Source organism: Micromonospora sp. NPDC023814, from assembly GCF_040639595.1.
Taxonomy (GTDB): Bacteria; Actinomycetota; Actinomycetes; order Mycobacteriales; family Micromonosporaceae; genus Micromonospora.
Window position 1 is genome coordinate 18,452 of record NZ_JBFAAF010000001.1, and the last position, 19,212, is coordinate 37,663.

Sequence of the window (19,212 nt, forward strand, 5' to 3'; positions counted from 1 at the left end):
GTCACAGCGACGCGGGCTCGGGGTCGGGCCGGGCGGCGGCGGTGAACTGCGACCGGTACAGCCGGTGGTACGCGCCCCGCGCGGCCAGCAGCTCGTCGTGCGTGCCCTGCTCCACGATCCGGCCGTCCTCCATCATCAGGATCAGGTCGGCGTCGCGGATGGTGGAGAGCCGGTGCGCGATGACGAAGCTGGTGCGGTCCGAGCGCAGGGCGGCCATCGCCCGCTGGAGCAGCACCTCGGTGCGGGTGTCCACGGAGCTGGTCGCCTCGTCCAGGATCAGCAGCGACGGCTCGGCGAGGAACGCCCGGGCGATGGTGATGAGCTGCTTCTCGCCCGCGCTGACGTTGCTGCCCTCCTCGTCGATCACCGTGTCGTAGCCGTCGGGGAGGCTGCGCACGAACCGGTCCACGAAGGTCGCCCGGGCCGCGGCCAGGATCTCCTCCTCGGTCGCGCCCGGCCGGCCGTAGGCGATGTTGTCGCGGATGGTGCCGCCGAAGAGCCAGGTGTCCTGGAGCACCATCCCGACCCGGCCGCGCAGGTCGTCGCGGCGCATCGTGGTGATGTCCACGCCGTCCAGCGTGATCCGGCCGGCGTCCAGCTCGTAGAAGCGCATGACCAGGTTGACCAGGGTGGTCTTGCCGGCCCCGGTCGGCCCGACGATGGCGACGGTGTGCCCGGGCTCGGCCACCAGCGACAGGTCCTCGATCAGCGGCTTGTCCGGGGCGTACCGGAAGGAGACGTGCGCGAACTCGACCCGGCCGTGCGGGTCGCGCACCCGGGCCGGCTCGGCCGGGTCGGGGCTCTGCTCCTCGGCGTCGAGCACCGCGAAGACCCGCTCGGCGGAGGCCACCCCGGACTGGAGCAGGTTCGCCATCGAGGCGACCTGGGTGAGCGGCTGGGTGAACTGCCGGGAGTACTGGATGAACGCCTGCACGTCGCCGAGGCTCATCGACCCCGACGCCACCCGCAGGCCGCCGACCACGGCGATCGCCACGTAGCTGAGGTTCCCGACGAACATCATCGCCGGCATGATGATCCCGGAGATGAACTGGGCGCCGAAGCTGGCCCGGAACAGCTCCTCGTTCTTGGCGGTGAAGGCCGCCTCCACCTCGCGCTGCCGGCCGAAGACCTTGACCAGCTCGTGGCCGGTGAACGCCTCCTCGATCTGGCCGTTCAGCTCGCCGGTGTGCGTCCACTGGGCGATGAACTGCGCCTGCGACCGCTTGGCGATCGCGCCGGTGACGACGACCGACACCGGCACCGCGACCAGCGCCACCAGGGCCAGCAACGGCGAGATCCAGAACATCATGGCCAGCACGCCGACCACGGTGAGCAACGAGGTGAGCAACTGGCTCAGCGTCTGCTGGAGGCTGGTCGAGATGTTGTCGATGTCGTTGGTGACCCGGCTGAGCAGCTCGCCGCGGGGCTGCCGGTCGAAGTAGGGCAGCGGCAGCCGGTTGAGCTTGTCCTCCACGTCGGCGCGCAGCCGCAGCACGGTCCGCTGCACCACGCCGTTGAGCAGCCAGCCCTGCCACCACATCAGCGCGCTGGCCGCCAGGTAGAGGCCGAGCGCCAGCAGCAGCACCCGCGCCAGCGCGGCGAAGTCGATGCCCACGCCGGGCACCACGTCCATCCGCGCGAGCATGTCGGCGAAGCTGTCGTTGCCGGCCGCCCGGGCCGCGGCCACCGCCTGGTCGGCGGTGGTGCCCGCCGGCAGCTGCCGGCCGATCACCCCGGTGAAGATCAGGTCGGTGGCGTGCCCGAGCACCTTCGGCCCGACCACGCTCAGCCCGACGCTGACCACGGCCAGCGCGATCACCGCGACGAGCGCGAGGCGGTCCGGGCGCAGGCGGCGCAGCAGCCGCCGGGCCGACGGCCCGAAGTTCATCGACCGCTCGGCGGGCATCCCGGCCCCCGCCCACGGCGGGCCGCCGCGCTGCCCGCCGCCCGGCAGCCGCTTCGGCGTCCGCGCGTCGGCGGCCGGCTTCTGCTGCGGTACGGCGCTCACGCGGCCACCTCGCTCCGCTCGGCGGCGGCGCGGGGCGCCACGCTGCTGTGCCTGATGGTTCGCTCGCTCCGCTCGCTCACGCGGCCACCCCCGTGGTGTTCTGCGACGCCACGATCTCGGCGTACGTCGGGCAGGTCTCCAGCAACTCGTCGTGTCGGCCCATCCCGACCACGCCCCCGTCCTCCAACACGATGATCTGGTCGGCCTCGACGATCGTGGAGACCCGCTGCGCCACGATCACCACGGCGGCGTCCGCGGTGACCGGCCGCAGCGCCGCCCGCAGCCGCGCGTCGGTGCCGAGGTCGAGCGCGGAGAAGGAGTCGTCGAAGAGGTAGATCTCCGGCCGGCGCACCAGGGCCCGGGCGATCGCGAGCCGCTGCCGCTGCCCGCCGGAGACGTTCGTGCCGCCCTGCGCGATCGGCGACGCCAGCCCCTCGGGCATCGCCTCGACGAAGTCCCGCGCCTGGGCGATCTCCAGCGCGTCCCAGAGTTCCGCGTCGGTCGCGTCCGGGTTGCCGTAGCGCAGGTTGCTCGCCACCGTCCCGGTGAACAGGTAGGGCTTCTGCGGCACCAGCCCGATCCGGCGCCACAGCTCGTCCGGCGCCAGGTCGCGGACGTCGACGCCATCGACCAGCACGGTGCCGGCGGTCACGTCGACCAGCCGGGGGACGAGCGACAGCAGCGTGGTCTTGCCCGCGCCGGTGCTGCCGATGACCGCCGTGGTGGTGCCCGGCGTCACCCGGAAGGACACGTTCCGCAGCACCGGTGCGGCCGCCCCCGGATACCGGAACGACACGTCGCGCAGCTCCAGCTCGCCGCGCGTGGCCACCTCGGTGACCGGGCGGGGCGCCGGCACCACCGAGGAGTCGGTGTCCAGCACCTCGACGATCCGCTCCGCGCAGACCGCCGCGCGGGGCACCATCATCAGCATGAAGGTGGCCATCATGACGGCCATCAGGATCTGCATCAGGTACTGCAGGAAGGCGGTGAGGGCGCCGACCTGGATCGCCCCGGCGTCGACGCGCTGGGCGCCGAACCAGAGCACCGCGACGCTGGAGACGTTGAGCACCAGCATCACCACGGGGAAGATCAACGCCATCAGGCGGCCGGTGCGCAGGGCGGTCGCGGTGAGGTCGGCGTTCGCGGCGGCGAAGCGCTCCGTCTCGTACGGCTCCCGGACGAACGCCCGGACCACCCGGATGCCGGTGATCTGCTCCCGCAGCACCCGGTTGACCGTGTCGATCCGGGTCTGCATGAGCCGGAAGCCCGGCACCATCCGCCGGATGATCAGCCCCAGGGCGACGGCCAGCACGGGCACGCTGACCAGCATCAGCCAGGAGAGCCCGAGATCCTCGCGCAGCGCCATCACCACGCCGCCGACGCTCATGATCGGCGCGGCGACCAGCATGGTGCAGCTCATCAGCACGAGCATCTGCACCTGCTGCACGTCGTTGGTGTTGCGGGTGATCAGCGAGGGCGCCCCGAACCGGGCCACCTCGCGGGCGGAGAAGCCGTTCACGTGCCCGAACACCGCCGCCCGGACGTCCCGGCCGAAGCCCATCGCGGTGCGTGCGCCGAGGTAGACGGCGGCGACGGAGCAGACGATCTGCACCAGGCTGACCGCGAGCATCCACCCGCCGGTGCGCATGATGTAGTCGGTGTCGCCCCGCGCCACGCCGAGGTCGATGATGTCGGCGTTGAGACTGGGCAGGTAGAGCGACGCCATCGTGCCGACGAACTGGAGCAGCAGCACCGCTGCCAGTGCCCGGCGGTAGGGGCGCAGCTGTGTGCGCAGCAGCCGGGTCAACATGTCGGTGCCCCTTCCGGCGTGCCGGCGTCGCCGCTGCCGATGACCTCCAGGAGGAACTGGCGGATCACCGCCGCCTTCGCCGGGTCGGCGTCGACCGAGGTCAGCGGAGCGCCGGACCGGATCACGGCGGTCAGCGCGTCGATCCGGGCCTGCCCGGCCGGGGTGATCGCGATCCGGATGCTGCGCCGGTCGGCCTCGTCGCGCTGCCGCTCGACCAGGCCGTCGCGTTCCAGCGTGTCGACGATGCCGGTGAGGGTGGCCGGCCGGACGAAGCAGTGCTCGGCCACCGTGCGGTGCGGCAGTTCGCCGTGTTCGGCGAGGGTCATCAGGGTGGCCATCCCGGCCTGGGTGAGCCCGTGTTCCTCGGCGAGGTAGCGGTTCCACCGCTGCCCGGTGACGTGCCCGGCGACCACGAGCAGTCGCCCGAGGGGCACGTCCCGCAGCTCGATCAGTTTCATGGTGGCCAGATTAGCTCCCTGAACGTCAGGCCCCAAACGAAATAGCGACGGCCGCGCCGACGAAGAGGGCCTGTTCCGCCGTCCGTGGCCCCAGGGGGGTCGCCGGCCGGCCCCCGAGGGTCAGCCCGCGCCGCACCGCCGAGACGTTCGCCGGGAACATGGCCAGCATCAACAGGGCCAGCCCGGCCGCGGCCCAGCGGGCGGTCGCCGGCGCGAGCAGGCCGGCCGCGCCCACCAGTTCCAACACCCCGGTGACCGTGACCAGCAGGTCGGGTCGAGGGAGGGTGGGCGGCACCATCGCGATCATGTCCGACCGGTAGGTGGCGGCGAAGTGTGCGAGGCCGGTCACCACGAACATCAGCGCCAGCCCCACCCGCAGCGCGGGGTGCCAGCCGTCGAGCGCGGCCACGCCGGCCAGGCCGGCCAGCCGGGCGAGTGCGGTGCCGGCCACGAGCGCGATCAGCGGAGCCATCGATACCCCCCAGGGCGCGAACTTGTCGCCGACAAGATTGCGCCCCGAGGTGGCATCTTGTCAATGGCAAGATAGGATCGCGGCATGACCGGAACACGCGGCTACCACCACGGCGACCTGCGTCGCGCCCTGCTCACGGCGGCGGTGCGAGTGATCGAGGAGTCCGGCCCCGGGGCGCTGAGCCTGCGCGACCTGGCCCGCCGGGCCGGCGTCTCGCATGCCGCCCCGGCGCACCACTTCGGCGACAAGGCCGGCCTGCTCACCGCCCTCGCCGCCGAGGGCTTCGACCTGCTCGCCGAGGCTCTGGGCGGCGCGGAGGACCTGCTGGACAGCGGCGTCGCGTACGTCGACTTCGCCGTCGGGCACCGCGCGCACTTCGAGGTGATGTTCCGCCCGGACCTCTACCGGGCCGACGCCGACGACGTGGCGGCGGCCCGCCAGCGCGCCGGCGACGCGCTGCACGCCGGGGTCGCCGGGCTGCCCCAGGGGCGCCCGACGGCGGAGGATCCGCAGGGCGACGCGCTCGCCGCCTGGTCGATCGTGCACGGCTTCGCCACGCTCTGGCTCGCTGGCGCGCTGCCAGAGCGGGTGGGCGACGACCCCCGGGCCGCCGCCCGCGAGGTCATCCGACGCCTCTTCCCCGAGGAGTGACGGCCGGCTGGGCTCTCACCAGCTCGTGGGCAGCGGCATCCCCTCGGTGTAGCCGGCCGTGCTCTGCACGCCGACGACGGCCCGCTCGTGGAACTCCGCCAGGTCCCGGGCGCCGGCGTAGGTGAAGGCGCTGCGCACCCCGGCGATGATCTCGTCGATCAGGTCCTCCACGCCGGGGCGGGCCGGGTCCAGGTACATCCGGGCCGAGGAGATGCCCTCCTCGAAGACCGCCTTGCGGGCCCGGTCGTACGCGCTGTCGTCGGCCGTCCGCGCGCTGACCGCCCGCGCCGACGCCATCCCGAAGCTCTCCTTGTAGCGCCGGCCGTCGGCGTCGGTGTAGAGGTCGCCGGGGGACTCGTAGGTGCCGGCGAACCAGGAGCCGATCATCACGTTCGACGCGCCGGCGGCCAGGGCCAGCGCCACGTCCCGCGGGTGCCGTACGCCGCCGTCGGCCCAGACGTGCCGGCCGAGCTGGCGGGCCGCCGCGGCGCAGTCGAGCACGGCGGAGAACTGCGGCCGACCCACCCCGGTCATCATCCGGGTGGTGCACATCGCACCCGGGCCGACGCCCACCTTGACGATGTCGGCGCCCGCCTCCACCAGGTCGCGTACGCCCTCGGCGGTCACCACGTTGCCGGCGGCGACCGGGACCGCCGGGTCCAGCGCGCGGACGGCCCGCAACGCGGAGATCATCCGGTCCTGGTGGCCGTGCGCGGTGTCCACGACCAGCGTGTCCACCCCGGCCTCCAGCAGCGCCGCCGCCTTGCCGGTCACGTCGCCGTTGATGCCGACGGCGGCGGCGATGCGCAGCCGGCCCCGGTCGTCCACCGCCGGCTTGTAGAGGGTCGCCCGCAGCGCGCCCTGCCGGGTCAGCACCCCGACGAGGCGGCCCTCGGCGTCGACCACCGGGGCGAGCCGACGCCGGCCGGCCGAGAGCCGGTCGAAGCCCGTACGCGGATCCGCGTCGGCCGGCACGGTGTGCAGCTCGGTGGACATCACGTGCCGGAGCTGGGCGAAGCGGTCCACGCCCACGGTGTCGGCCTCGGTCACCACGCCCAGCGGCCGACCCTCGTCGTCGATCACCACCACGGCGCCGTGCGACCGCTTCGGCAGCAGGTGGATCGCGTCCCCGACGGTGTCGGTCGGGCCGAGCGTGATCGCGGTGTCGTGCACCAGGTGCCGCCGCTTGACCCAGGCGACGACGTTCGCCACCACCTCGATCGGGATGTCCTGCGGGATGACCGCGATCGCGCCGCGCCGGGCGACCGTCTCGGCCATCCGGCGGCCGGACACCGCGGTCATGTTCGACACGACCAGCGGGATGGTGGTGCCCGTGCCGTCGCTGGCGGCCAGGTCGACGTCGAGCCGCGAGCCCACCTCGGAGCGGGCCGGCGCCATGAAGACGTCGTTGTAGGTCAGGTCGTGCGCGGGAACCGCGCCGTGTAGGAACCGCACCCCGCCATCATTCCCGCCGGCCGCCGTCCGCGCCCCCGGTGGTCGCCGAAAACACCCCCGGCCGGCGTCGCCGAAGACCGCCAGCTCGGCCAGGAAGAGGCTGCGCGCGGCCCGGCGTCGCCGGGTCAGCCGAGCAGCAGCCCCGCCGCGAGCGCGGTCATCACGAGGGCGATCGCACCGTCGACGACCCGCCAGGCCGTCGGGCGGGCCAGCACGGGCGCGAGCCGGTGGGCGGCGGCGCCGATGGTGGTGAACCAGACCACGCTGGCGAGCGCCGCGCCCGCGCCGAAGACCCAGTGGTGCGGGTGCTGGCGGGCCACCCCGCCGAGCAGGAGGACGGTGTCGAGGTACACGTGCGGGTTGAGGTAGGTGAAGGCGAGGCAGGCCAGCAGCGTCGCCCCGAGCGTGGCCGGCGGCCGGTCGGCGGGGGAGAGCGCGCCGGGGCGCAGCGCGCGGCGGGCGGCCAGCACGGCGTACCCGAGCAGGAACGCGGCCCCCAGCCAGCGGACGGCGGTCAGCACGGCGGGGTGCTCCGCCGTGGCGGTGCCCATCCCGGCGATGCCGACCGAGATCAGCAGCGCGTCGGAGGCGGCGCACACGGCGACCACGGGCAGGACGTGCTCCCGACGCAGGCCCTGCCGCAGGACGAAGGCGTTCTGCGCTCCGATGGCGGCGATGAGCGCGATCGAGAGGGAGAAGCCGGCGGCGGCGGAACCTGTCACGGAGTTGCTGAGGATGTCGGGCACGAGCCGAGGCTACGAGCCGCAGCCGATGCAGCCCAGCTAAAGATTCTCACGGCAGATAAGCTCAGCTTCACCATGCTTGACTCCACGCAGCTCCGGACGTTCGCCGCGGTGGTCCGCGAGGGCAGCTTCGAGGCGGCGGCGCACGCGCTGCACGTCACCCCGTCGGCCGTCAGCCAGCGGATGAAGGCGTTGGAGCAGACCGTCGGGCAGGTGCTGGTCCGCCGCACGAAGCCGTGCCAGGCCACCGACGCGGGCCGGCCGCTGCTGCGGCTCGCCGGCCAGGTGGCCCTGCTGGAACGGGAGGCGTTGGACGCCGCCCGCCCGCCGACGGTCGGCGGGCCCGCCCCCAGCCGGGTGACCATCGTGGCGAACGGCGACTCGCTCGGCACCTGGTTCGTCGGCGCCCTGGCGCGGCTGCCCGCCGAGCTGGCGCTCCTGTTCGACGTCCGCCGGGACGACGAGGACCACACGGCGGAGCTGATCCGCGACGGTACGGCGATGGCCGCGGTGACCGCGCAGCGCGAGGCCGTGCAGGGCTGCCGGGTGGAGCGGCTGGGCGCGATGCGGTACGTCGCGCTGGCCCGGACCGGGTTCGCGGCCCGCCACTTCCCCGACGGCCCCACCGAGGCCGCCCTCGCGACGGCGCCGATGATGGCGTTCGATCGCAAGGACCAGCTCCAGCACCGGTTCGCCCGCACCGTGACCCGGCGTCGGATCGCCCCGCCGGTCCACTACGTCCCGTCCTTCGACGGCTTCAACGAGGCGGTGCGGCTGGGCCTGGGGTGGGGGATGGTGCCGGAGCGGATCGCCCGTGCCGACATCGCGGCCGGGCGCTGCGTCGACATCGGTGCCGGGCGTCACCTGGACCGACCGCTGTACTGGCAGCACTGGCGGGTGGACTCCGCCACGCTGGACGCGCTGACCGCCGCCGTCCGGGCGGTCGCCCGCACCGAGCTGCGCTGACTGTCAGGCTGGCCGGTGCCGCCCAGCGTTGCGTTAGGAAGGGGCCCTTCCTCTACCGAAAACGTTAGGAAGGTGCCCTTCCTTACACCTCAGGCGATCGTGCAGATCGCCGCGCCGGCGGAGATGACGGCGCCGACCTCGGCCGCGAGGCCGCTGACCGTGCCCGCCTTGTGCGCGTGCAGCGGCTGCTCCATCTTCATCGCCTCCAGCACCACGACCAGGTCGCCTTCGGCGACGGTGTCCCCGTCGGCGACCGCGATCTTGACGATGGTGCCCTGCATGGGCGAGGTGAGCACGTCGCCGCTGACGGCGGCGCCGGCCTTGGCCGCGCCACCCCGGCGGGCCGGCTTGCGGGCGGCGGGCGCGGCGGCGGCCGCACCCCCGCCGAGGCCGGCGGGGAGGGTGACCTCCAGCCGCTTGCCGCCGACCTCGACCACGACGGTCTCGCGCTCGGCCGGCGCCTCGGCGGTGCCGGCGGCGGCGGTGAACGGCGGGACGGTGTTGTCGAACTCGGTCTCGATCCACCGGGTGTGCACGGTGAACGGCTCGGCGGTGAACGCCTCGTCGCGGATGACCAGCCGGTGGAACGGCAGCGCGGTGGCCATGCCCTCGACGACCATCTCGTCCAGCGCCCGGCGGGCCCGCTCCAGCGCCTCGGTGCGCGTCTCGCCGGTGATGATCACCTTGGCCAGCAGCGAGTCGAAGTTGCCGCCGATCACGTCGCCGGCCGAGATGCCGGTGTCGACCCGGACGCCGGGGCCGGTGGGCAGCCGCAGCGCGGTGACCGTGCCGGGGGCGGGCAGGAAGTTGCGGCCCGGGTCCTCGCCGTTGATCCGGAACTCGATGGAGTGCCCGCGCGGCGTCGGGTCCTCGGTGAACCGCAGCTTCTCGCCGTCGGCGATCCGGAACTGCTCGCGGACCAGGTCGATGCCGGCGGTCTCCTCGGTGACCGGGTGCTCGACCTGGAGACGGGTGTTGACCTCCAGGAAGGAGATGGTGCCGTCGGCGCCGACCAGGTATTCCACCGTGCCGGCACCGTGGTAGCCGGCCTCCCGGCAGATCGCCTTGGCGCTGTCGTGGATCTGGGCGCGCTGCGCGTCGGTGAGGAACGGCGCCGGGGCCTCCTCGACCAGCTTCTGGTGCCGGCGCTGGAGCGAGCAGTCGCGGGTGCCGACCACGATCACGTTGCCGTGCTGGTCGGCCAGCACCTGCGCCTCGACGTGGCGGGGCTTGTCGAGGTAGCGCTCGACGAAGCACTCGCCCCGGCCGAACGCGGCGACCGCCTCGCGGGTGGCCGACTCGAACAGGTGCGGGATCTCCTCCATCGTGCGGGCCACCTTGAGCCCGCGCCCGCCGCCGCCGAAGGCGGCCTTGATGGCGACCGGCAGGCCGTGGTCGACGGCGAACGCCATCACCTCGTCCGGGTTGGCCACCGGGTCGGGGGTGCCGGGCACCAGGGGGGCGCCGGCGCGCTGGGCGATGTGCCGGGCGGTCACCTTGTCGCCGAGGTCGCGGATCGCCTGCGGGGTGGGGCCGATCCAGGTCAGCCCGGCGTCGATGACGGCCTGGGCGAAGTCGGCGTTCTCGGCGAGGAATCCGTAGCCGGGGTGGACGGCGTCGGCGTCGGCCTTGGCGGCGACCTCCAGCAGCTTGTCGATGCGCAGGTACGTCTCGGTCGCGGAGTCCCCGCCGAGCGCGTACGCCTCGTCGGCCAGCGTGGCGTGCAGGGCGTCCCGGTCGGAGTCCGCGTAGACGGCGACGCTGCCCAGACCGGCGTCGCGGCAGGCGCGGATGACGCGGACGGCGATCTCGCCGCGGTTGGCGATGAGTACCTTGCGCACCTTGGGGGCTCCTCCCGGGAGGTTACTGACCGGGAGTGTATCGGCCACCCTGAGGACCCTAACGATCGCTCAGTGTGGGATGCCGCACTGTCGCGTCGCGTCCTAGTCAAACTTGCTTATTACGCTTGCCGGATGTCTGCCACGCGAATGATGATCCTCGGGCTGGTGCGGTGGATGCAGCCCGTGCACGGCTACGACGTGCGCCGGGAACTGCTCAGTTGGAACGCCGACCGGTGGGCCAACGTGCAGCCCGGCTCGATCTACCACGCCCTGCGCAAGCTGACCGCGGAGGGCCTGCTGCGCGAGGTGGCCACCGAGCAGGTGGGCGCCCGGCCGGCGCGCACCACGTACGAGGTCACCGCCAAGGGCGAGGACGAGTTCGAGTCGCTGCTGCGCGGGCACTGGTGGCAGTTGCACGAGCCGCCGGACCCGTTCGCGGCGGCGTTCTCGTTCCTGCCCGCGCTCCCCCGCGAGGAGGCGTCGGCGGCCCTGCGCAACCGGGCGAACCTGCTGCGCGCCGGCGTCGAGTCGATGCGCGCGGCGCTGGCCTCCGACTGGATGCGCAACTCCAAGCCGGTGCACGTCGGGTGGATGTTCGAACTCTGGACCGCACGGGCGGAGGCCGAGGTCGGCTGGTGCGAACGGATCGCCGAACGCATCGACTCCGGAGTGTCGTACCTGCCTGATGGCCTGGTCGGGGCGGAGGGTTGGAACGGGTGGTCCGACGGCGAGGCCACATCTCGCGACACAACCGAATAATCAAGATTGACCACTGGAGCTATATCGCGTTAGCCTGCTCGCGGCGCGACGGGGGGAGCACGCCGTCCGGCGTCGTCCCCGAGGGACAGACCAGATGGCCGGTCGCACCGGCCCGGACGACCAGGAGCAGAGATGATCGAGACCAGAGGGCTGCGGAAGTCGTTCCGCTCCCGAGAGGGTCGCCAGACGAGGACCGTCGACGCGGTGCGCGGGGTCGACCTGGAGGTCGCCGCGGGGGAGATCTTCGGTTTCCTCGGCCCCAACGGCGCCGGCAAGACTACCACCCTGCGGATGCTGGCGACCCTGATCGAGCCGGACGGCGGCGAGGCCACCATCGCCGGGGCCGACCTGCGCAAGGACCCGGCCGAGGTGCGCCGCCGCATCGGCTACGTCGCCCAGGGCGGCAGCACCTGGGACGAGTCGACCGCCCGCGAGGAGTTGGTCCTCCAGGCCCGGATGTACGGCATCGGCAAGGCCGAGGCGCAGCGGCGCGCCGCCCGCGCCCTCGACGCCTTCCAGCTCACCGAGTACGCGGACCGCAAGTGCAAGACCTACTCGGGCGGCCAGCGGCGACGGGTGGAGATCGCCCTCGGCATCATCCACGAGCCGAAGATCGTCTTCCTGGACGAGCCGACCAGCGGCCTCGACCCGCAGAGCCGCGCGCACATGTGGGACGAGATCCGCCGCCTGCGCGCCGACGGCATGACCGTCTTCATCACCACGCACTACCTCGACGAGGCCGACGCGCTCTGCGACCGGATCGCGATCATGGATCACGGCGAGGTGGTCGCGGAGGGCACCCCGGCGGGCCTCAAGCGCGAGATCTCCGGCGACGTGGTGCTGGTCGGGCTGGACGCGGCGGCCACCCCGCAGGCCGCGAAGCTGCTCGACAGCGAGCCGTACGTCAACAAGCTGGAGACCGTCGAGGAGGGCGGCCTGCGGCTCTACGTCGACGAGGGCGCGACCGCCATCCCGCAGATCCTGCGCCGCGTCGACACGGCGGGCCTCACGCTCGACTCCATCGAGCTGCACCGGCCCAGCCTCGACGACGTCTTCCTCACCAAGACCGGCCGCTCGCTGCGCGAGTCCTGATCCCAGACCGGAGAGACCGCATGAAACTCGCCCGTGACACCTGGCTGATCTTCCAGCGTCAGCTCCAACTGCTGCTGCGCAACCCCGTCTGGGTCTTCGTCGGCATCTTCCAGCCGGTGATGTACCTGCTGCTCTTCGCCCCGCTGCTCAAGCCGGCCCTGAACGCCCCCACCCAGGCGGAGGCCTACAAGATCTTCGTGCCCGGCCTGCTGGTGCTGCTGGCCATCTTCGGCGGCCTGTTCCAGGGCTTCGGCCTGATCGCCGAGCTGCGCGCCGGCGTCATCGAACGCTCCCGGGTCACCCCGGTCAGCCGGCTCGCCCTGCTGCTCGGCCGCTCCCTGCGCGACGTGGTGTCGCTGATCGTGCAGGCGGTCATCATCACCCTGCTCGCGCTCCTGTTCGACCTGCGCGTCTTCATCGTCGACCTGCTCCTGGCGTACCTCATGCTCGCCCTGATCGCGCTGATGACCTCGGCCGTCTCCTACGGCGTCGCGCTCAAGGTCAAGAGTGAGGACGCGCTGGCCCCGCTGATGAACACCGTGGCGCAGCCGGTGCTGCTGCTCTCCGGCATCCTGCTGCCGCTCACGTTCGCCCCCGGCTGGCTCCAGGGCATCGCCGAGTGGAACCCGTTCTCCTGGGCCGTCGACGGCACCCGCGCCCTCTTCAACGGCGACCTCGGCGACGACAAGGTCTGGCAGGGGCTCGGCATCATCGCGGTGCTCGCCGCGGCCGGCGTCGTCTGGGCGGCCCGGCAGTTCGCGCGCACCGTCCGCTGAACACCCTGGGAGCGCCTCCGACAGCGGGATGGAACCCCTCCTGACGGTGGGGAGAGCTGCCTCTCACCGGGGCGAGGCACCGGCCGGACGCTTGTACCGTAAGGCCGGTGCCCCGCCTCACCCGTGACCGGACCACCTGGCTGACCTACGCCCAGCTGGGGCTGTGGGGCTTCTTCCTCTACGGATTCGGGCCGGTCGTGCCGCTGCTCCGCGACGAACAGGGCACCTCGGCCGCCGTCGCCGGCCTGCACAGCACCGGCATCGCCGTCGGCGCGCTGGCCGGCGGGGCGCTCTTCGCGCCGTTGGCCCGCCGGGTCGGCCGTGGCCGCGCCATCTGGACCGGGCTGGCCGGGGTGGCGCTCGGCGTCACCGCACTCGGCACCCTGCGGGCACTGCCTGCCACGATCACCGCCGTCGCGGTGATCGCCACCTTCGGCATGCTGGTGATCAGCGGCGTGTCGGTGGTGCTCACCGACCGGCACGGCACCGGCGCGCCGGCCGCGCTGACCGAGGCCAACGCCGCCTGCGCCGGCATGGGAATCCTCGCCCCGCTGGTCATCGGCACCAGCGTCGACGCCGGCTGGGGCTGGCGGCCCGTGATGGCCGTCGAGGCCGGCCTGATCGCGCTGGTCGCGCTCGCCGCCGTGATCTTCCGCGTACGCCTGCCGGAGGCCGCCCCCGGTGCGGCTGCCGGGGATCCCCCGGCCGGTGACCCGGCCGACGCCGACCCGACCGTCGGCGCGCGTCGGGCTGCTCCCGTCGCCGGCGCCGCGCGGCGGCTGCCCCCGACTTACTGGATCGCCTGGGTGCTGATGGCGGTCACCGGCTCGATCGAGGTCTGCCTGTCCCTCTGGACCGCCGACGTGCTCCGCTCGCACGCCGGAATGGCGGCCGGCGCCGCCTCGGCCGCCGTCGCCGCGATCGTCTGCGGCATGTTCGTCGGCCGGCTCGTCGGCGGCCGGTTCGCGTTGCGGTACCGGCCGGTGCCGCTGCTGCTGGCCGCGCTAGGCGTGTCGCTGGCCGGGTTCGCGCTGTTCTGGGTCGCCCCGGTCGGCTGGCTCGCGGTCGCCGGCCTCGTCGTGCTCGGCCTCGGCAACGCGCTGCACTACCCGCTGGCCATCTCGATCGCGCTCGCCGTCGCCGGGCCGGCCGCGGACCGGGCGGCCGGCTGGGCGTCGTACTCGATGGGGGTCGGCTTCGGGATCGCGCCGGTCGCGCTCGGCTGGGTGGCCGACGGAGTGGGCCCGCACCTGGCGTTCCTGCTGCTGCCGGGCTTCATCGCGGCGGCCGCGCTGCTCGCCGCCCGCCTGGGCCGCGCCCTACGCCCGGCCCCCACCGAGGTCCGGACCCCGGCCGCCGTCTGACGCCGGGTCGGCCGGCTCCGTCGGATCTTGGTACGGAACGGCCCTCCAGGGGCCCTTCAGTACCAAGATCGCGCAGGGCGGGGCCCAGACTGTGGCGGTCAGTGCACCCGGGCCAGCGTCAGGCCGTCGGCGACCGGGAGCATCACCGCGTCCACCCGGACGTCGGCGAGCACCTCGTCGTTGAACGCGGCGATGGCCCGGTCGTCGGCGTTCTGCGGGGCGATCACCCGGCCGCCGCGCAGCACGTTGTCGACCGCGATCACCCCGCCGGGACGCATCCGAGGCACCAGCTCCGCCCAGTAGACCGGATACCCGGTCTTGTCCGCGTCGATGAACGCGAAGTCAAGATGACGCTCGTGGGGCAGCTCGCGCAGCGTGTCGCCGGCCGGGCCGATGCGCAGCTCGATGCGATCCTCCACGCCGGCGCGGGCCCAGTACCGCCGGGCGATGCCCGTGAACTCCTCGGAGATGTCGAAGCAGGTCAGCCGCCCGCCCTCGGGCAGCCCCCGGGCGATCGCCAGCGAGGAGAGGCCGGTGAAGGTGCCCACCTCCACGGCCTGCCGCACGCCGAGCAGCCGGGTGAGGAAGGTCAGGAACGCGGCCTGCTCCGGCGCGACCTGCATCTGTGCGTCGTCCGGCAGGGCGGCGCGGGTCTTCTCGGCCAGGTCCCGCATGATCTCGTCCGGCGGCGAGCCGTGCGCCACCAGGTACGCGTGCAGTTCCGACGTGAGCGGGATCGACTTCGTGGTCATGGACGGACGTTAGCCGAGCGGTTCGACCGACTGGTTGCCAGGCGCGACCTTCGTCCACAGATCGGTGATTCGCAGATCCAGCTCGGCCAGGAGGCGGCGCAGCATCGGCAGCGAGAGCCCGATGACGGTGCTCGGGTCGCCCTCGATCCGCTCCACGAACGGCCCGCCCAGCCCGTCGATCGTGAAGGCGCCGGCCACCGCGAGCGGCTCGCCGGTGCCCACGTACCTGGCGATCTCGTCGTCGCTGACGTCGGCGAAGTGCACGACGGTGGAGGCGACGGCCTCGGCCCGACGCCCCGTCACGATGTCGATGAGGCAGTGCCCACTGTGCAGCACGCCGCTGCGCCCGCGCATGCGCTGCCAGCGCCGGGTGGCGTCCGCCGCGTCGGCCGGCTTGCCGAGGATGTCCCCGTCGAAGGCCAGCACCGAATCGCACCCGATCACCAGCGTCCGCTGGTCGTCGGTCGGCCGCAGCCGGGTGAGCACCGCCTGCGCTTTCAACCGGGCCAGTTCCAGGCAGAGATCCTCGGCCCGCTCGGTGACCACCAGGGACTCGTCGACGCCGCTGACCAGCACGTCCGGTTCGATCCCGGCGGCCTGGAGAATCTTGCGGCGGGCGGGGCTCGCCGAGGCGAGCACGAGGCGGAGCGGCATCGTTTCTGGCACGTCGCCGACGTTACCGGCTGATCCGGGGAGGTGGGTCGTCGCCGTGGCGCCGGCGACGCGCAACCAGGACCCACGCGCCACCGGCAGCCACGATCACACCGAGGGTGACCAGGCCACGGGCGGTCGCTCCGCCGTCTCCGTCGTCGGCGGGCTCCGCGACCGCCGTCGTGGTCGAGGCGGTGGGCGCCGGGCCGCTCGCCGTCGCCGATCCGAAGCCCAACGGGGGTACGTCTGCCGTCAGCGCCGCAACGAGGTCGATGACCCCGTAGCCGTACTCGTCGTCCCGTCCGGGCGGTCCCTTGTCGACGGCGGTGGCCGTGAGTCGATGCACTACCTCGGAGGCCGGGAGGTATGGGTACTTCGACCGAATCAGTGCAGCAGCTCCGGCGACGATTGCCGTCGAGTTCGACGTGCCGGTGCCCTTGCGATACTTGCCGTCGATACTCGTGCTGTAGATATCAACGGCTGGAGCAACCACGTCAATTTCGGGACCTGTGGCCGATATTGATGCATGCCGACCGGCTTGATCTATCCCGCCAACGGCGAGGACGCCTGGCTCTCGGGCTGGGTATGCGACTGTTCTGTCGAACGGGATGTTGCCGGAACCCGCAACTATGACAACGTCTGATGCAAGCGCCGTTCGGACCGCCTGTGTGAGGCGAGGACTGGCGCCGCCTCCGCTAGAGATGCTGATTACATCGGCACCGCTAGAAATGGCGAACTCTATTCCCAGTGCTAGGTCATCCGCGTCCCCGAGGTTGCTAGCCGAGGACGACATGATCGGGAGAATTTTGGCGTTAGGGGCGATGCCCAGGGCGCCCAACTGCCGAGACTGACCGTGCGCGGCGATCAGTCCGGCCATCCCGGTTCCATGCCCGTTGCGGTCCTGCCAGCCATCGCCGCTTCCTCCAGGGATGGCGTCTGTTCCCGAGAGCAAGTTGTTGCGGAGGTCGGGATGGGGTTCCACACCAGTGTCTGGCACCGCGACAGTAACGCCATCCCCGCGGGAAATTCGATGCGCTTGGTCTACCTTCAGGTAGCGCAGATGCCACTGGTCACTTCGAATCCGGCCGACACCGCGTGGCTGCGCTGCATGCTCTGAGGTGGCAACTTGTGCGGCAGGCGCCGTCAACAAAGACGCACTTATGGCGAGCGTGCCGAGAATTGCGCGGAGCATTACCTGTTGAAGCCGATAGCTGGCCCCGGGTCGATTGGTCCCTCCTCGTTGGGCGGGCGGACGACTGGAGGCACTCCCTCGTCTGTCTCCCACGGGTGGTCCGGGTCCCAGCGGCGCGTTTCCTCGGTCTCCCGCCGTCCGGGTCGCCCCGACGTGCTGCCGAATGGGGCGCCGCCGATTGGTGACATTCCGTGCGTCGCTCCGATGCCACGACCGCCACCCGGGCGGGATCCGGCGCCGCCCGTCGGCGCGGTGCCCGCACCGCCGCCGCCGATTACACCGCCGATCGGATTCACCCGCCGTGGCTGGTTGTTGCCCGCATTCGGCTGGCCAAGCCCCATCCCCGGCGTTCCTCCGATCAGCCCGCCAGGAGGCATTGACCGACCCAGGGAGGGGGGTGTCGGGTGGGCTTGGTTGCCGGTGCCTCCGGCGACGGGCCTGCCCAACGGGCCGTGTAGTGGCCCGGTAGCGACGGGTCGGCCCGATCCTGTCGATAGCGGCGGTAGCCCTCCCGCACTCTGGTGCGGATTGGGCGGTGCGGGCGGCGTAGCGATCGGCGGCCCTGGATTGGCTGGTGACGGTGCCAATCCAGGGCCAGCGCCGCCCAGCACGGGGCCGGTGTTCGGTGCGGTGGGGGTTTGGACCGGCCGGACGGGACCCGAGGGTCGGTTGACCGATGGCGCACCAGTTGATGTCGGGACTGGGACCGGCATGATCGGAGGAATAACTGGCGCGATCCCACCTCCATATATTTCTGAAGTCCCAGGATCGATGCCAGGCCGTGGCGGACGTACTGCCGGGGGCGGCTTTTGGAGCATTACTTGGGCGTGTTGGAGTTCGCCGCTGAGGCCGTACATGATGCCCCGCGCCTGGACGTTGAGCCGTTCCAGGTCGGCGTCCGTCACCGGGCGGTCGGGGACCCGACTGCCCATGGCCGCCTTCGGGTCCGCGAGCGTCGCCTCGTACGTCCGCTTCTCCTGGAGCTTGACGGCGTACTCGTCGTAGATCTTCTTGAGTTCGGTGCGGGTGGTCCCGATGGCTTGTGTCGCGGCGGAGAGCGCGGTGTAGTTGGCGCTGGCCGCGTCGTGGGTGCGCTGCACCTTGTCGATCAGCTCGTCGAGCTCGCGGACGTACGCCCGGGCTGCCTCGTTGGTCTCCGGGGGCCAGGCCTCCGCCAGCCCGCGCCGGTATTCCTGGAGCCGGCTCAGGTGGGTCCGGGCGAGGTCACAGACCTTGCGCCAGCCGGCGACCTGCTTCCAGTGGTTGGTGGTGTCGTGGTCCTGGAGGCAGGCCCACATGCTGGCCACGTCCATCAGCCGCCAGTCGGTCAGGCCGGACGTGCGGCCGCTGCCCCGCTCGATCACGGCAGCACCACCCGCCCCGGCCCCGTCTCCGGCCCGGTGGGATCGTGCAACACGGGTGACGGGCCGCGTGACGCGGCGGTCGCCGGGTTGGCGAGCGCCCGCTCGACGTCGGCCACCCGCGCGGAGGAGAAGGCATCGGAGTCGGTGTAGCGCGCGGCGACGACGCCGGCGGCCCCGGCCAGGTGGCCGGTGGCGTCGCGGACGCCCCAGACCATGTCGGCGGTGGCCTGCTGGGTCTCGTGGTGGGCGCGCAGGAAGTTGACCAGCTCGATGAAGGCGTCGGCCGGGTTGGGCACCGGCGCCTTCATGTCCTCGGCGATGTACGACAGGTGGGGGGCGTAGTTGCGTTCCACCTCGGCCTGGAGCTTGTCGGCGAACTCGCGCAACCGGCGGATGTCGGCCTCGATGCCGCCGTAACCGCGGAGCCAGGACGCTGGATGGTCCTCCTCGGGGATCATCGGCCCTCCCTACCCGTCACTGCGCCGTTTCCCTGAGTGAGGTTAATGGGTCTCCGGCGATGTCGGCAGCCCCAACCCCGCACACCCGAGCCGTCCGGCCGGCGGGCAGGGGCACCGAGCTGGGGTGATCCGTACCGGGAAAAGGTCAGCGGGGCAGGCCGGAGGCGCGCCACGCGCCGGGACCGGCGACGGGCGTCGCGGTGGCCGGGCGCCCGCTGCGCGCCCAGGCGGACGCGGCGGCCGGCGAGGGTGCGGCGGCCGGACGGGACCGGACGACGATCGCGCCCACCAGCGCGGCCAGTTCCTCGGCGGTGGGGACCCCGCGGACGACCCGGAACAGCGGCTCTTCGGCAGACATGGCGTCAGCGTACGCGGCGGCAAGCTTGACCTGAACCGCACA

The 19,212-nt window shown here is 72.5% G+C and carries 19 protein-coding genes; 6 read left to right on the forward strand and 13 right to left on the reverse strand.

Annotated features, from left to right (window positions below; translation table 11 throughout):
• Nucleotide 1: 1 nt before the first annotated feature.
• The 4 genes from AB0G14_RS00080 to AB0G14_RS00095 form a co-directional block, all read right to left on the reverse strand.
• A complete protein-coding gene (locus AB0G14_RS00080; protein ID WP_357692177.1) occupies nucleotides 2-2,008 on the reverse strand; it encodes an ABC transporter ATP-binding protein in 2,007 nt (668 codons plus the stop codon).
• Between the two features lie 76 nt (nucleotides 2,009-2,084).
• The gene (locus AB0G14_RS00085) at nucleotides 2,085-3,818 is read right to left on the reverse strand and encodes an ABC transporter ATP-binding protein (RefSeq protein ID WP_357692178.1); all 1,734 of its coding nucleotides are present in this window, start codon (nucleotides 3,816-3,818) and stop codon (nucleotides 2,085-2,087) included.
• Nucleotides 3,812-4,276, reverse strand: a complete 465-nt coding sequence (locus AB0G14_RS00090) for a MarR family transcriptional regulator (protein WP_357692179.1) — start codon at nucleotides 4,274-4,276, stop codon at nucleotides 3,812-3,814. Before AB0G14_RS00090 ends, AB0G14_RS00085 begins: the two co-directional genes overlap by 7 nt.
• Before the next feature lie 25 nt (nucleotides 4,277-4,301).
• The gene (locus tag AB0G14_RS00095; RefSeq protein WP_357692180.1) at nucleotides 4,302-4,748 is read right to left on the reverse strand and encodes a DoxX family protein; all 447 of its coding nucleotides are present in this window, start codon (nucleotides 4,746-4,748) and stop codon (nucleotides 4,302-4,304) included.
• Nucleotides 4,749-4,832: 84 nt separating this feature from the next.
• On the opposite strand from AB0G14_RS00095, the gene AB0G14_RS00100 reads away from it, so the two are divergent.
• Nucleotides 4,833-5,399 (forward strand): TetR/AcrR family transcriptional regulator, encoded by a 567-nt coding sequence (locus AB0G14_RS00100; protein WP_357692181.1) that lies wholly within the window; start codon nucleotides 4,833-4,835, stop codon nucleotides 5,397-5,399.
• A gap of 15 nt (nucleotides 5,400-5,414) precedes the next feature.
• On the opposite strand, the gene AB0G14_RS00105 is transcribed toward AB0G14_RS00100, so the two are convergent.
• On the reverse strand, nucleotides 5,415-6,854 hold the full coding sequence (locus AB0G14_RS00105) for a GuaB1 family IMP dehydrogenase-related protein (RefSeq protein WP_357692182.1): 1,440 nt from the start codon (nucleotides 6,852-6,854) through the stop codon (nucleotides 5,415-5,417).
• A gap of 125 nt (nucleotides 6,855-6,979) precedes the next feature.
• Nucleotides 6,980-7,576 carry a LysE/ArgO family amino acid transporter gene (locus AB0G14_RS00110; protein ID WP_357692468.1) on the reverse strand — a complete coding sequence of 199 codons (597 nt, stop codon included), beginning with the start codon at nucleotides 7,574-7,576 and terminating at the stop codon, nucleotides 6,980-6,982.
• Between the two features lie 96 nt (nucleotides 7,577-7,672).
• On the opposite strand from AB0G14_RS00110, the gene AB0G14_RS00115 reads away from it, so the two are divergent.
• Complete coding sequence (locus AB0G14_RS00115) at nucleotides 7,673-8,563, forward strand: LysR family transcriptional regulator ArgP (RefSeq protein ID WP_357692183.1); 891 nt, start codon at nucleotides 7,673-7,675, stop codon at nucleotides 8,561-8,563.
• Between the two features lie 89 nt (nucleotides 8,564-8,652).
• On the opposite strand, the gene AB0G14_RS00120 is transcribed toward AB0G14_RS00115, so the two are convergent.
• The gene (locus AB0G14_RS00120) at nucleotides 8,653-10,404 is read right to left on the reverse strand and encodes a biotin carboxylase N-terminal domain-containing protein (RefSeq protein ID WP_357692184.1); all 1,752 of its coding nucleotides are present in this window, start codon (nucleotides 10,402-10,404) and stop codon (nucleotides 8,653-8,655) included.
• Nucleotides 10,405-10,536: 132 nt separating this feature from the next.
• Between AB0G14_RS00120 and AB0G14_RS00125 the strand changes: the two genes are divergently transcribed.
• From AB0G14_RS00125 to AB0G14_RS00140, 4 genes are all read left to right on the forward strand, one after another.
• Nucleotides 10,537-11,163 (forward strand): PadR family transcriptional regulator, encoded by a 627-nt coding sequence (locus tag AB0G14_RS00125; protein ID WP_357692185.1) that lies wholly within the window; start codon nucleotides 10,537-10,539, stop codon nucleotides 11,161-11,163.
• Between the two features lie 132 nt (nucleotides 11,164-11,295).
• Complete coding sequence (locus tag AB0G14_RS00130) at nucleotides 11,296-12,255, forward strand: ATP-binding cassette domain-containing protein (protein WP_357692186.1); 960 nt, start codon at nucleotides 11,296-11,298, stop codon at nucleotides 12,253-12,255.
• 20 nt (nucleotides 12,256-12,275) lie between these two features.
• Nucleotides 12,276-13,031 (forward strand): ABC transporter permease, encoded by a 756-nt coding sequence (locus AB0G14_RS00135; protein WP_350703478.1) that lies wholly within the window; start codon nucleotides 12,276-12,278, stop codon nucleotides 13,029-13,031.
• 107 nt (nucleotides 13,032-13,138) lie between these two features.
• Nucleotides 13,139-14,395, forward strand: coding sequence for an MFS transporter (locus AB0G14_RS00140; protein WP_357692187.1), 1,257 nt, complete (start codon nucleotides 13,139-13,141; stop codon nucleotides 14,393-14,395).
• Nucleotides 14,396-14,493: 98 nt separating this feature from the next.
• Here AB0G14_RS00140 and AB0G14_RS00145 read toward each other — a convergent pair whose 3' ends face one another.
• The 6 genes from AB0G14_RS00145 to AB0G14_RS00170 all read right to left on the reverse strand — a co-directional run bounded on the left by AB0G14_RS00145 (nucleotide 14,494) and on the right by AB0G14_RS00170 (nucleotide 19,170).
• Nucleotides 14,494-15,147: an O-methyltransferase gene (locus tag AB0G14_RS00145; protein ID WP_357692188.1), complete on the reverse strand. Its 654-nt coding sequence runs from the start codon at nucleotides 15,145-15,147 to the stop codon at nucleotides 14,494-14,496.
• A 9-nt stretch (nucleotides 15,148-15,156) separates the two neighbouring features.
• Complete coding sequence (locus AB0G14_RS00150) at nucleotides 15,157-15,813, reverse strand: nucleoside triphosphate pyrophosphatase (RefSeq protein ID WP_357692189.1); 657 nt, start codon at nucleotides 15,811-15,813, stop codon at nucleotides 15,157-15,159.
• A gap of 10 nt (nucleotides 15,814-15,823) precedes the next feature.
• Nucleotides 15,824-16,990 carry a type VII secretion-associated serine protease mycosin gene (gene mycP / locus AB0G14_RS00155; protein ID WP_357692190.1) on the reverse strand — a complete coding sequence of 389 codons (1,167 nt, stop codon included), beginning with the start codon at nucleotides 16,988-16,990 and terminating at the stop codon, nucleotides 15,824-15,826.
• Nucleotides 16,990-18,354 carry a hypothetical protein gene (locus tag AB0G14_RS00160; RefSeq protein WP_357692191.1) on the reverse strand — a complete coding sequence of 455 codons (1,365 nt, stop codon included), beginning with the start codon at nucleotides 18,352-18,354 and terminating at the stop codon, nucleotides 16,990-16,992. The genes mycP and AB0G14_RS00160 overlap by 1 nt, the downstream gene beginning before the upstream one ends.
• Nucleotides 18,351-18,812: a hypothetical protein gene (locus AB0G14_RS00165; protein ID WP_357692192.1), complete on the reverse strand. Its 462-nt coding sequence runs from the start codon at nucleotides 18,810-18,812 to the stop codon at nucleotides 18,351-18,353. Before AB0G14_RS00165 ends, AB0G14_RS00160 begins: the two co-directional genes overlap by 4 nt.
• 145 nt (nucleotides 18,813-18,957) lie before the next feature.
• Nucleotides 18,958-19,170: an acyl-CoA carboxylase epsilon subunit gene (locus AB0G14_RS00170; protein ID WP_357692193.1), complete on the reverse strand. Its 213-nt coding sequence runs from the start codon at nucleotides 19,168-19,170 to the stop codon at nucleotides 18,958-18,960.
• Between the last annotated feature and the right edge of the window lie 42 nt (nucleotides 19,171-19,212).